Origin of the sequence: Cyanobium usitatum str. Tous (genome assembly GCF_963920485.1) — a bacterium.
GTDB lineage: Bacteria > Cyanobacteriota > Cyanobacteriia > PCC-6307 > Cyanobiaceae > Cyanobium_A > Cyanobium_A usitatum_A.
Genome location: NZ_OY986431.1, coordinates 126611 through 138616 on the forward strand (window position 1 = coordinate 126611; position 12006 = coordinate 138616).

16 protein-coding genes and 1 tRNA gene are annotated in these 12006 nt (G+C 63.6%); 11 read left to right on the top strand and 6 right to left on the bottom strand.

The genetic code is table 11. The features are described from left to right. Window positions 1-33: 33 nt before the first annotated feature. The 4 genes from def to rpsU all read left to right on the top strand — a co-directional run bounded on the left by def (window position 34) and on the right by rpsU (window position 1768). Window positions 34-618 (top strand): peptide deformylase, encoded by a 585-nt coding sequence (gene def, locus U9970_RS00690; RefSeq protein WP_322765968.1) that lies wholly within the window; start codon window positions 34-36, stop codon window positions 616-618. Between the two features lie 12 nt (window positions 619-630). Next, complete coding sequence (locus U9970_RS00695) at window positions 631-828, top strand: hypothetical protein (protein ID WP_322764862.1); 198 nt, start codon at window positions 631-633, stop codon at window positions 826-828. 54 nt (window positions 829-882) lie between these two features. Beyond that, window positions 883-1521, top strand: a complete 639-nt coding sequence (locus U9970_RS00700) for a DUF3747 domain-containing protein (protein WP_322764863.1) — start codon at window positions 883-885, stop codon at window positions 1519-1521. Window positions 1522-1597: 76 nt separating this feature from the next. Further along, window positions 1598-1768: a 30S ribosomal protein S21 gene (gene rpsU, locus U9970_RS00705; protein WP_010304532.1), complete on the top strand. Its 171-nt coding sequence runs from the start codon at window positions 1598-1600 to the stop codon at window positions 1766-1768. Between the two features lie 22 nt (window positions 1769-1790). On the opposite strand, the gene U9970_RS00710 is transcribed toward rpsU, so the two are convergent. Then, on the bottom strand, window positions 1791-3362 hold the full coding sequence (locus tag U9970_RS00710) for a YifB family Mg chelatase-like AAA ATPase (protein WP_322764864.1): 1572 nt from the start codon (window positions 3360-3362) through the stop codon (window positions 1791-1793). A gap of 56 nt (window positions 3363-3418) precedes the next feature. Here U9970_RS00710 and U9970_RS00715 point away from each other — a divergent pair, with 56 nt between their 5' ends. Genes U9970_RS00715 through U9970_RS00725 form a run of 3 tightly spaced genes read left to right on the top strand, consistent with a single transcriptional unit; the run spans window position 3419 to window position 6007 of the window. Beyond that, window positions 3419-3760, top strand: coding sequence for a histidine triad nucleotide-binding protein (locus U9970_RS00715; RefSeq protein ID WP_322764865.1), 342 nt, complete (start codon window positions 3419-3421; stop codon window positions 3758-3760). A 38-nt stretch (window positions 3761-3798) separates the two neighbouring features. Further along, window positions 3799-5790, top strand: coding sequence for an ABC transporter ATP-binding protein/permease (locus U9970_RS00720; RefSeq protein ID WP_322764866.1), 1992 nt, complete (start codon window positions 3799-3801; stop codon window positions 5788-5790). A 16-nt stretch (window positions 5791-5806) separates the two neighbouring features. After that, window positions 5807-6007, top strand: a complete 201-nt coding sequence (locus U9970_RS00725; RefSeq protein ID WP_322764867.1) for a chlorophyll a/b-binding protein — start codon at window positions 5807-5809, stop codon at window positions 6005-6007. Between the two features lie 12 nt (window positions 6008-6019). On the opposite strand, the gene U9970_RS00730 is transcribed toward U9970_RS00725, so the two are convergent. From U9970_RS00730 to psbX, 4 genes are all read right to left on the bottom strand, one after another. Continuing rightward, a complete protein-coding gene (locus U9970_RS00730) occupies window positions 6020-6511 on the bottom strand; it encodes a TolB family protein (protein ID WP_322764868.1) in 492 nt (163 codons plus the stop codon). Further along, window positions 6508-7029 (bottom strand): Tol biopolymer transporter periplasmic protein, encoded by a 522-nt coding sequence (locus U9970_RS00735; protein WP_322764869.1) that lies wholly within the window; start codon window positions 7027-7029, stop codon window positions 6508-6510. The genes U9970_RS00730 and U9970_RS00735 overlap by 4 nt, the downstream gene beginning before the upstream one ends. Window positions 7030-7088: 59 nt before the next feature. Next, window positions 7089-7985, bottom strand: coding sequence for a Ycf66 family protein (locus U9970_RS00740; RefSeq protein WP_322764870.1), 897 nt, complete (start codon window positions 7983-7985; stop codon window positions 7089-7091). Between the two features lie 87 nt (window positions 7986-8072). Beyond that, entirely contained in the window at window positions 8073-8195 is a 123-nt protein-coding gene (gene psbX / locus U9970_RS00745) for a photosystem II reaction center X protein (RefSeq protein WP_106632598.1), read from the bottom strand. A gap of 90 nt (window positions 8196-8285) precedes the next feature. Between psbX and U9970_RS00750 the strand changes: the two genes are divergently transcribed. Continuing rightward, window positions 8286-8630, top strand: a complete 345-nt coding sequence (locus U9970_RS00750) for a YggT family protein (protein WP_322764871.1) — start codon at window positions 8286-8288, stop codon at window positions 8628-8630. A 13-nt stretch (window positions 8631-8643) separates the two neighbouring features. Here the strand turns inward: U9970_RS00750 and accC are convergent, their stop codons facing one another. Next, window positions 8644-10002, bottom strand: coding sequence for an acetyl-CoA carboxylase biotin carboxylase subunit (gene accC / locus U9970_RS00755; protein WP_322764872.1), 1359 nt, complete (start codon window positions 10000-10002; stop codon window positions 8644-8646). A 130-nt stretch (window positions 10003-10132) separates the two neighbouring features. Here accC and U9970_RS00760 point away from each other — a divergent pair. The 3 genes from U9970_RS00760 to msrB all read left to right on the top strand — a co-directional run bounded on the left by U9970_RS00760 (window position 10133) and on the right by msrB (window position 12006). Then, window positions 10133-10214, top strand: a tRNA-Leu gene (locus U9970_RS00760). Window positions 10215-10230: 16 nt separating this feature from the next. Then, the gene (locus tag U9970_RS00765) at window positions 10231-11526 is read left to right on the top strand and encodes a glycosyltransferase family protein (protein WP_322765969.1); all 1296 of its coding nucleotides are present in this window, start codon (window positions 10231-10233) and stop codon (window positions 11524-11526) included. A 36-nt stretch (window positions 11527-11562) separates the two neighbouring features. Beyond that, window positions 11563-12006: a peptide-methionine (R)-S-oxide reductase MsrB gene (msrB, locus tag U9970_RS00770; RefSeq protein WP_322764873.1), complete on the top strand. Its 444-nt coding sequence runs from the start codon at window positions 11563-11565 to the stop codon at window positions 12004-12006.

Sequence of the window (12006 nt, forward strand, 5' to 3'; positions counted from 1 at the left end):
TTGGCCCGCAGTTCAGCCGGCAGCTTCGCCCAGATGGCACGCTCCGCCGTTCAGGCAAACCGCGGCGTTCAAGTGCCCAAGGATGCCCTTGAGGAGTCCCCCCTCACAATCCACACCCTTGGCGATGGGGTGCTGCGCGCCCCTGCCAAGCGCATCAGCAAGGTTGATGAGAGTGTGCGAGATCTGGCCCGGGACATGCTGCGCAGCATGTACGCGGCCAAGGGCATCGGTTTGGCGGCACCCCAGGTGGGAGTGCATAAGCAGTTGCTGGTGATTGATCTTGATCCCGAGAATGCCGCTGCGGCGCCGCTGGTTTTGATCAATCCCGAAATCGCCTGCTTCGGCGCTGCGATCGAGACCTACGAGGAAGGCTGTCTCAGCATTCCTGGTGTTTACCTGAATGTGGTGCGCCCGGCCACGGTCGAAGTCAGCTATCGCGACGAGATGGGCCGCCCCCAACGGGTCAAGGCTGATGGTTTGCTGGCCCGCTGCATCCAGCACGAGATGGACCACCTCGAAGGTGTGCTTTTCGTAGATCGGGTTACCGATGAGCTCAGCCTCAATGAAGGCCTGCTGGAAAAAGGCTTTCAACGGGCAGATGTCCGTTCCATCCGCTGATCGTTTTTCTCCATGCCGATGAAACCCCTGGCCGGCTTGTTTCTGGCCCTGGCCTGCCTCCTGGGCATCGCTTCCACCGGCTCAGTGTTTGAGCTGGCCTATGGCGACCCCGACCTGGGCCTGCAGGCCACCCGTTGGATTCTCTGCCTGAGCCTGCCTGGCACGGTTGCGGCCCTGTTGGTGGCCATCCGGATCAACAAGCCGGCCTAGCCCTAGCCGGATGCCGTGCATACGATTAAGCCCATGTTGCTTACCAATGCCGTGATGCGATTGCCCCGACTGGGTGCCAATTCCCTCCCCCTGGCAGCTGGAGCTTTCGCCACTGGGGTGGCCTTTGCTGCCAACCCAGCCGTGGCCAGCGCCCTGTTTCAAGCTGCGGATCTCAGCCAGGAGCGTTTTGTGCTGGTGGCAGCGCCGATCGGCGATGGCGTCCGCGCTCAGCTCAACATCTATGAGCAGGTAAAGCCGACCAGGCCCTGTTTTGCCGTAGCTCCTGGCTCACCAGCTCCGGTGGATCCCTTGCTTGCAACTTTTGATTTCAGCGGCATCTGCAGCCGCTTCATCGACGCCAACGGCTACTCGGTGCGTGTAGGCGGCGCAGATCTGGCCACGAGTTATCGCCTAACAGTTCTGCGTCAGAGCGGCGACAACGTGCTGCTGGCCGTGCCCACCAAGGCCGGGGCGGGCCCAGAAATGCTGGTTGCCCGCACCCAGGGTCCGGGCGCTGGCTTCCTGCAGTTGGTGTTTGAACCGGGCTGGCAGCTCAAGCGGCGGGCCTACGGCGGTCGAAATCTGGGCCACGTGTATCTCTACCGCGATACCTGGCCAGATACGGCGATCCAGCCTGGGCTGCCAGAGGTGGCGCCCAGCCCCATTTCAGACCTCTCTGGCGTCGGGCGCTGACCTGGAAGCAGGGGGAATGGTCGGCGCGGAAAGGCAGTTGCTACATTGGCAAGCTCTGTGAGCAGCGCAGCGCTTCATGACCCAGGTCACCGTCGGCGAAAACGAAGGGATTGAATCGGCCCTGCGCCGCTTCAAGCGCCAGGTGTCTAAGGCGGGCATCTTCGCTGACCTAAAGCGTCTGCGTCACCACGAGACACCGGTAGAGAAGTACAAGCGCAAGGCCCAGCAGCGCCGCCGCCGCCGTTGATTGCTTTGATCTTGTCTCCCGCTTAGCGAGTTACCCCTTGATCAAACGACCGGTAGGTGAGCGCTTCGGCAATTGCAGTTGCGCCAATGCTGGCTTGATCGTTTAGGTCGGCGATCGTTTGGGCAACCCGCAGCAGCCTGGCGCCAGCCCTGGCACTGAGTTGCCGGTGCTGAATCGCAGCCTCCCACACCTCTAAGGCTTCGCCTTCCAGTTGAAGCACTTGCTGCAACTGACCTCCGGCGATGCGGCTGTTGCAGCAGCCCCCCGGATTGCGGGCAGCCATGTGGGCGCGGGCCCGGCGGACTCTTGCTCGCACCTCAGCGCTTGATTCGTCTCTGGTTGGGCTGACGCAGTGGGCTCGAAACGGTGCCGTCAGTGCGGCGCTGGATGGCCGTCGCATCACCACCTGCAAATCAATGCGATCCAGCAGCGGGCCCGACAACCGGCCCCAGTAGCGCCGCCGCTGGCCCTCGCCGCAGCTGCAGCTGCGCTCTGGATCGCCAAACCAGCCGCAGGGGCAGGGATTGGCCGCGGCCACTAGGGTGATGCGGCAGGGGAAACGAGTTCGCTGGCGGGCGCGGTGAATCCAGACTTCGCCGTCTTCTAAGGGTTGGCGCAATTGGTCGAGCACGGAGCGGCGAAATTCGGCCAGCTCATCGAGAAACAGCACTCCGTGGTGAGCCAGGGCCAGCTCCCCTGGTCTGGGTTGGCCACCTCCACCGATCAGCCCTGGCCCGGAGCAGCTGTGGTGGGGGCTGCGAAAGGGGCGGGTTTGCAGCAAGCCCTGGCTGCTGTCCAGCAGGCCCGCCACCGAGTGGACGGCTGTGAGCTCAAGGGCTTCCGCCGGATCGAGCGGGGGTAGCAGCCCCGCCAGTCGCTGGGCCAGCATTGTTTTGCCGCTGCCGGGTGGGCCGCAGAGCAGCAGGTGGTGGCCTCCGGCCGCGGCGATCTCCAGGGCCCGGCGCCCGTGGGGCTGCCCTTTGACGTCGGCAAGATCATCCGCCGGGGGCCTGGCGGCTATCAGCGCCTTGGCTGGGTTAAGGGCGGGGGCGTGAGCACGGGCAGGTGCGGCCGGACGGGCCCGCGGATGCTGCAGCCGCCATAAGGCCTGGCCGAGATCGGCGGCGCCCCACACCCGCAGCCCCTCCACCAATGCGGCCTCCCAGGCATTGGCCTGGGGCACGACCAGGGCCCGGGCGCCATGGTTCCGGGCCGCAATCGCAATCGCCAGCACCCCCCGGATCGGCCGCAAGCTGCCGTCCAGTCCCAACTCACCGGCGCTCCAAACCTCGTTGTTGCTTGCTGCATCCAGCTGGCCACTGGCCAGCAGCAGGCCCAGGGCGATCGGCAGGTCAAAAGCCGGCCCCTCCTTGCGCAGGTCGGCGGGGGCCAGATTGACCACCACCCGCGTCAGCGGCACCTTCAGGCTGCTGTGGCGTATGGCCGAGCGCACCCGCTCCCGGGCTTCTTGCACCGCCGCATCGGCTAGGCCCACCAGCTGCAGGCCCGGCAAGCCGGGAGCCAGATCCACCTCCACCAGCACTGGCCTGGCCTCCAGGCCTTGCAGCGCTGCCGTCTTGCACCGTGCCAACATCACGCCATGGGCCACTACCTCGTTAGTGCCACCCCTGTCCCACCCCCTTTGCCCCTGTGAGCCAAGACACGATCTTTGGGCGCATCCTCCGCGGCGAGATCCCCTGCGATCAGGTGTATGCAGATGAGCATTGCCTGGCTTTCCGCGACGTAACGCCCCAGGCTCCAGTCCATGTGCTGGTGATTCCACGCCAGCCGATTGCCCAGCTTGCTGATGCCACCGCAGGGCACGAGGCCCTGCTCGGCCACCTGTTGCTGGTGGCTGTCCAGGTGGCCCGCCAGGAGGGTCTGGAGTCGTTCCGCACGGTTATTAACAGCGGCGCGGATGCGGGCCAGACCGTGTTTCACCTGCATGTGCATGTGCTTGGTGGGCGTCCGCTGGCCTGGCCCCCGGGCTGACCGCGGGCCCGCGACAATGACCTGATCCGACCTGCCCCATGAACCCCTTCAAGGCTCTTCGCGGTCAACTGGCGAAGTTGCAGCGCCTGGCCCAGCCCTATTTCCTGCCGGTAGACGACACCAAGAGCTGGCAGTTTCTACTGCTGGTGGTGGCGTTGCTTGCGGTGGTGGTAGGCAGCACCTTGTTGCTACTCACTGGGGTTTTGGCCCTGACCGGGGCCTTGATCCCCGAATTGCGCAGTCGTTTCCTGCCCGGGGTGCCCGAGCAGGTGGCAGCAATTTGGAGCGGCCCGATCGGGCCGCTGGTGATGGTGCTGCTGGCCGGTGGGTTGGGCTGTTTTGTGGCTTTCCGCGGCAAGTTGCGACACGGGCGCTGGTTGCCCTGGTTGTTGATGGCGGTGATCACCCTGCTGATCTTGGTTATCAATGGCATCAATGTGGGGATTAGCTATGTAGCTCGCAATATTGAAAATTCTCTGGTCGGCTATAAGGCTGAGGAGTTTTGGAAGATCGTTGCTATTTATGCTTTTTGCTTGGTTATCGCCCTGCCGATCAGGGCTGTTCAGAGTTATTTAATACCCAAGCTTGGCCTGCTGTGGCGCGAGTGGCTGAGCGGCCGCCTGTTGAGCCGATATCTTTCAAATCGGGCTTATTACGTTCTCAATCCGAATGATGAGTCAATCGAGGAGATTGACAACCCCGATCAGCGCATTTCGCAAGATACGGCCAGTTTTACCGGCACTAGTCTTAGCGTCACGGTTGAGATAATATCTGCCCTGCTTACTTTCGTCAGTTTTATAATTGTATTGTGGACTATTAGCGAGAAGCTGGCCTTGGTGCTTCTTACTTATTCTGTTGGTGGCACTGCTCTAATTGTATTTGCCAGTCGGAAGCTGGTGAGCCTGAACTATCAGCAGCTCAAGCTGGAGGCTGATTTTCGCTATGGACTGGTTCATATTCGCGATAACGCTGAATCCATTGCTTTCTATCGGGGCGAGCAACAGGAGGGTCGTGAGGCAGGCAGGAGGCTGGAAGGGGCGATTAGAAATTATGATCGCTTGATCATCTGGGAGGCGCTAATTAGTGTCATTCAGCGATCCTATGATTATTTTTCTCGCTTCCTGCCTTGGCTGGTGATCGCACCGATCTATTTTGCCAAGGAGGTCGATTTCGGTGTCTTCGGCCAAGCCGGCTTCGCCTTCTCGATGGTGTTCTCTTCGGTCAGCTACATCGTTAACAACATTGATCGCCTCGCCGCCTTCTCAGCTTCGATCAGCCGGCTTGAGGGTTTTCAGGGCAAGGTTGATTCAATCGGCATTGAAGCTGCAGCGCTTGAAGCCCAGTTGGCCGCCACGAGCGCCGTTAGCAGTGGGAATTCGATTCTGGTTAGCCATGTCGACTTGGTGCCGCCCCGCACCAATCGCATCTTGATCCGCGACCTCAGTGTTGAGGTGAATCTTCATCAGCGTTTGCTGGTTGTGGGCCCATCTGGCTGCGGCAAAACCTCTTTCTTGCGCATGGTCAGTGGGCTGTGGCCCCCAGCTGCTGGTCGGGTGGAGCGCCCCAGCGAGGGAGATCTGCTGTTCATTCCTCAGAAGCCTTACATGCTGCTTGGCAGCCTGCGCGAGCAGCTTTGCTATCCGCTCCAGCCTGATCGCTTTAGTGACGAACAGCTGCGCCATGTTTTGGAGCAGGTGCGGCTGCCCGAGCTTGTTGGGCGCTACCCCGATCTCGACATCATTCAGGATTGGCCTCGCTTGCTTTCCCTGGGCGAGCAACAGCGTTTGGCCTTTGCACGTCTGCTGCTCAATTCACCGAGTTTTGTTGTCCTAGATGAGGCCACCAGCGCCCTCGATGTGGCAACTGAGCGTCACCTTTATTGCCTGTTGGCTGAGCGGGAGATGGCTTTTGTGAGCGTCGGTCATAGGCCCACCCTCACCGCCTTCCATGACACCGTGCTGGAGCTCGATGGCAGCGGCAACTGGCGCCTGCTACCCGCGGCCGGCTATGACGTGGGCCGCCACGCCTGATCCCCTACCTGACCCCATGCCTGAACCAAGCCCCGACCAGACCCCAGAAATCAGCCCTACAACTAGTGCAACAACCGGCGAAGTGCCGGCCTTTGGTTGGAGCGGCTACGCCGAGCGGGTCAATGGTCGCTTTGCCATGGTGGGTTTCATTGCCGTGCTGCTGATCGAAGCCCTGAGCGGCGAGACGTTTCTGCGCTGGGCTGGCCTGGTGCCCTGAGCGCCTGGTGCTCTAAGGCATTTGCACCAGATCCACCTGCCAGATCCCGCCCCTGCTCACCTGCACAGCCAGCTGGCGACCATCGGCCTGCAGCTGTACCTGGCGGGCAACGCCGCTGGGCACCATGGGTATGGGTTGCAGGCTCTGCACGGAGCGCCGGTAGAGCACCAACTCGGTGCGTCCCTCCAGCTGCCGCACCAGGGCAATTCGCTCTCCTGCAGCGTCGACGCTCACGCTCACCGGTTGGGCATCAGCCCGGTTGAGCCCCGGCAGGTCTACGGGCTGCTGGCGCTCCAGATCCAGCAGCAGCACCTGTTCTCGGCCACCCCGGCCGCTAATTAGGGCCAGCCAGCGGCCTGAGAGGGCTGGATCCCGGTTGGCACCTAGGGCTTCCAGCCTGGAGTTGAGCGGCGCTAGGGGCTGGGGCATGGGGGCAAGGCAGCCGCCCAGTAGCAGGCCTATTGCGGCGGCTGCGAGGGCTCTATTTGGCAGCGAGCTCCTCATGGCGAGGGCTGGGCTCCGCCCCCCTGAACGGCAAGGCCGCCGGGCAGGTCTGGCTCAAGCAGACTGCGCAGATCAAACAGCTGCACGCGCCACTGGCCAGCCTGGGCCACCTGCACCGCCAGCTGGCGTGCCTCCGGGGACAGGCTTAGGCGCACTGCAGTCCTGTCCGCCGGTAGGGGAAGCCGGTGCAGGTTGCCGTTGGCCCGGTCTTCGATCAGGGCCAGTCTTTGGTTTCCCTGTTGCACCAGGGCCGCCACATAACGACCGTTCCAGCTCAGGGAGGGGGAGCTATGGGGCTGGCGGTTTTGGAAATGGCGCAGGGGCACGATTCGGCCGCTGGGCTGCTCCTGCAACAGCAGGGTGGCCCGGCCGCCGCGATCAACCACTGAGGCAAGAAATCGCCCCTGGCCGCTAAGGGCGGGTTCTTGGCGGCTGTTGCCGTTGAATACCCCAACCGGACTGACACTGCGCCGGGCCAGCCACGCTCCACCAGAGCAGCCACTGACAAGCAAACTCAAGGCTGTCAGCAGCAGGGCAGACACCCCTAGGGGCCCCAATCTGTTGGCGGCGAAAAGCTTCAGTCGTCGAAGCGGGAGCTGTTGTCCCGGGGGCTAGTGCCTCGGGGGCTGGGCTCGGGGCGACTGGACGGTTTCACTGGGGTGAAGTCCGCATCACTGATATCGCTTGCCGCTGGCCGATTGCTTCTGCCGCTGGCAGGGTTTGCTGGGCTGATCGGTGAGCCCTGGGGCACGCCCGCTGGTTGGGAAGCCCTAGGCGCTTCTGGGGCAGGAGAAGGCGGAGTGGGTGCGGGCCTGCGGCTGGAGCGAGGCATGGCCTCACTAGCGGCGACGGGCCGGCTGCCGCGCCGGGGCTCAACTGCGGCATCTCGATCACGCCTGCGGGCACCGAAATCGATACTGGGCCGGCTAGAGCTTTGGGGTGCCCAATCCTCTTGGGCAGGGCGGCGGCTGGCGGCCCTTTCCGGGATGGCGGCCCTACTGCTGGGCCGGGGTGCCCGGTAAAAGTCTTCCTCCTCTGGCGCATCGCCTTCGCCGCGGGAGGGTATGCGGCGCCTCAGCGGCTCGGGCTCATCAAAGCGATCTGTAGAGGCCTCGCCCCAGGCGCGGCCACCCATTCTGGGCCTGTAGGGGCCTGGTTCAGGCATTGGTTCGTCGTCGTCGAAGTAGGACGACCGGCGCGCCTGCTCAGTGGTTACCCCGCGCAGGCGCACACTTTCGTAGGCGAAAAAGACAGTGGTGCCCGCGAGCAGAAACTGACCAAATTGCAGGATTGGATCGAGGCGCCACCCTTGAAAAAACAGGATGCCGCCGCAGAGCAGGCCAACCGCAGCGAAAAAGACGTCGTAATCGCGGGCGAGGGCGGGCTTGAAGCTCCGCATGAAATAAAGCAGTGCACCGCCCACCGCAAGCACTATGCCCACGATGCTGGCCCAGTTCAGGCTGGCATTAACCACGGTTTTTCACCCGAGAGTCCGTCTCGTAAGTGTAGGCAGCTGAGCCCGAGCAGCCAGAGACTTTGGAGTTACTCAGGGGCTGGAAGCTCAAAGGCGACGATCAAGCTGATCGTTTTGGCTGATCAGGACCAGCCCGATCGTGATGGGCACCACCACGATCACGGCGCCGGCAAGCAGGCTGGTCAGGAAATTGGCCAGGGATGGCGTCATGGCAGGAACAGCTCTATGGCTTGATTCGTGGCGCGATCCTAGGCAGTGGTGGCGGCTTCCTACGCTGGGAGCTCAGCTACTTAGAGCTTTGTGACGGCAGCCCCCTCCTTACCCCAGTCCTGGCTGCCGTTGTTGTCCGGCGTGCACTTGGCCCTGGCCCTGGGCCTGGCGCTTTGGACCTTGCTTTTTCTGTTTCGCATCGTGCTCACCTGGTATCCCCAGATTGACCTGAGCCGCGGAGCGATGCGCCTGGTCGGAGCCCCTACCGAGCCCTTGCTTGCCCTCACCCGTCGGCTGATCAAACCAATCGGTGGCGTTGATGTGACGCCGGTGGTGTGGGTGGGCCTGCTCAGCCTGGTGCGGGAAATTTTGGTGGGGCAGCAGGGGCTTGTCAGTCAGGTGTTGTTTCGAGCCCAAAGCGCTGGAATCGGCTGAACTGAGATCCGGCTTAGCTGCCCTTCTGCGGAAGCATGTCCTGCTCCACAAATTTGGTGTGTACGTCGCCCGCCTGGAATTCGGGGCGATCCAGCAGTTGCAGGTGAAAGTCGATGGTGGTGGGAATGCCAGTCACCGCGCATTCCGATAGGGCCCGGCGCAGCCGCCTGAGGGCGTGGGGGCGATCCGTGCCCCAGACGATCACCTTGCCAATCAAGGAGTCGTAGAAGGGCGGAATTTCATAGCCGGTGTAAACGTGGCTATCGACCCGCACACCGGGGCCGCCAGGAGGTAGCCAGCCGGTGATTTTGCCGGGGGCGGGCCGGAAGTTTTGGCGGGGGTCTTCTGCGTTAATGCGCGCCTCGATGGCGTGCCCGCAGAGCTTGATCTGGTCTTGGGTGACCGAAATCGGCTCCCCACCGGCAATACGCAACTGTTCGGCGATCAGATCTACCCCTGTGACCATCTCGGTGACCGGATGTTCCACCTGGATGCGGGTATTCATTTCCATGAAATAAAACTCCCCGCTGCGGTCCACCAGGAATTCCACGGTGCCGGCGCCCTCGTAGCCAATGGTGCGGGCGGCGGCCACGGCCGCATCGCCCATCTGGCGGCGCAGGTCGGCGTTGATGGCCACGCTGGGAGCCTCTTCCAGCAGCTTTTGATGGCGGCGCTGGATCGAGCAGTCGCGCTCGCCCAGGTGGATCACGTTGCCGTGGCGATCGGCCAGCACCTGTACTTCCACGTGCCGGGGCCGGTCGATGAATTTCTCCATGTAGAGGCCAGGGTTGCCGAAGGCAGCCTCCGCTTCCCCCTGGGCCGCTTTGAACAGGCTCTCGATTTGATCGGGCCCAGGCACCAGGCGCATGCCGCGGCCGCCGCCGCCAGCGGTGGCCTTGATCATCACCGGATAGCCCATCGATTCGGCCAATCGCGCAGCCTCCTCCGGGCTGGCCAGCAAGCCGGCACTACCGGGGATGGTGGGCACCCCCACCCGTTCCATGGTGGCCTTAGCGGTCGACTTATCTCCCATCGAGCGGATGGCCTCGGGGGAGGGACCCACAAACGTGATGCCGTGGTCGGCGCAGATCTCGGCGAAGCGGTCGTTTTCGGCCAGAAAGCCGTAGCCGGGGTGAATTGCGTCAGCACCCCGGGAGGTGGCCGCCGCCAAAATGTTGGGGATGTGGAGGTAGCTCTTGCTGCTGGGCGCTTCGCCAACGCATACGGCTTCGTCGGCGAGCTGCACGTGCAGGGCGTTTTTATCCACCGTGCTGTAGACCGCGACGGTGGGAATGCCGAGCTCCCGGCAGGTGCGCAGGATGCGTAGGGCTATCTCGCCACGGTTGGCGATCAGCAGCTTGCCGATGGGCATCCGCGGCGTCTCAGCTGATATGGGCTGAGGCGGACTGTATCAGTGCTGCCTGGACATCTCCCTCAGAGGGTTCTGGCGCCGGCGATGGGTATATTGCTCGCACCGGAACGCCCAGCGATCCGAACCACATGCGGATGTGGTGGAATTGGTAGACACGCACGTTTGAGGGGCGTGTGGCTTCGGCCTTACGAGTTCAAGTCTCGTCATCCGCATTTCTTAATTCGAGCCATCCAGGCCTTGCCCGAATCGATCCGGCCCTCGGCAGCGATCGTGCTTGTCAGCAACGGCCCCGGAGAGCTGTCCACCTGGGTTCGCCCCCTCGCCCAGCGCCTGCATCGCCAGATGCCGCTGCTGCCTGAGGTGCCTGGGGCAGCCTGCAGCCTCAAGTTGCTGCTTGTGCCCTGTCCAAACGGCACGGGACAGGAGCATCGAGCCGCCGCCGCCTGGGGCCTGTTTGAGCGCATCGTGCCGGCGCGTCAATTTTGGTCGCTGCTACTGCGCCCCAAGCGGTTTGGCCCCTGGCCCCGCCAGGGCCTGGTGGTGTTTTTAGGGGGTGATCAGTTTTGGACCGTGCTGCTCTCGGCACGGCTTGGTTACCGCCATCTCACCTATGCGGAATGGGTGGCCCGCTGGCCCCGCTGGAACGATCGCATCGCTGCCATGGGCCCCCTGGCTGCTGACCAGTTGGCGCCGCGTTGGGCATCCCGCTGCACGGTGGTGGGTGACCTGATGGCAGACCTCTCGGAGTCGGCCCGCAGTGAGGCGCCCTTGCCGGCAGGGGAGTGGTTGGCGCTGCTGCCGGGCTCGAAGCGGGCCAAGTTGCGCGTGGGCATGCCGTTTTTGCTGGAGACGGCCGACCGGTTGGCGGCCCTGCGTCCTGGCTGTTGCTTTCTGCTGCCCTTGGCACCTACCACTGCGGTGGAGGAGCTGCTGACTCAGGCAGGCCCGGCCAATCCGATCGCCCGTACCTACCGGTCGGGTCAGCCCCGCCTGCTGGCTCCGGATCTACTTGAGACGCCAGCTGGCACCAGGATTCGGCTGGTTCGGGAGAATCCGGCTTACGGCCGCTTGAGCCAGTGCTCCCTGGCCCTCACCACCGTGGGCGCCAATACCGCCGAACTGGCTGCTTTGGGGGTGCCGATGTTGGTGCTGGTGCCAACCCAGCACCTGCACGTCATGCAGGCCTGGGATGGACTGGCCGGATTGCTGGGGCGGTTGCCCCTGCTGCGCTGGCTGTTTGGGGTGCTGATTACGGCCTGGCGGCTGCGCCACCGGGGCTTTCTGGCCTCGCCCAACATTGCCGCTGGCCGCTTGGTGGTGCCGGAGCGGGTTGGAGCGATCACCCCTGAGGCCATCGCCGCTGAAGCCGCCGACTGGCTGGCGGCACCGGAGCGACTGGAGCAGATGCGCGCCGATCTGCGCAGCCTGCGGGGCCAGCCGGGGGCGGTGGCCAGCCTGGCGGCTCTGGTGCAGGAGCTGCTGCCCCCTGAGCTGAGTGCCCCTGAGCTGAAATCCCCCAACTGAGCTGCCTAGGCTTGCGGCTCATTTTCGCTGAGTCCGATGGCCGACGCTGCTAATTCTTCCGACCCTTCAGCCTGCGGCCTCGACAGTGGCTTGGCCCGCGGGGCCAGCGAGGAGCAGTGGCGCCAGCAGCTGACGCCTGAGCAGTTCCGGGTTGCCCGGCAGGGCGGCACCGAGCGTGCCTTCAGCGGCGCCTACTGGAACCAGAAGGGCAATGGCAGTTACCACTGCATCTGCTGTGATGCCGAGCTCTACAGCAGCGCCACCAAGTTTGATTCCGGTACCGGCTGGCCCAGTTTCTGGGATGGGGTAAGCGCTGCTGCGATCAGCACCCACACCGATAACGCCCACGGCATGGTGCGCACCGAAATTCGCTGCGCAAATTGCGACGCCCACCTTGGCCACGTTTTCAACGACGGCCCGGCCCCAACCGGTCAGCGCCACTGCGTCAATTCGGCTTCCCTGGCCTTCAAAGCGAGCTGA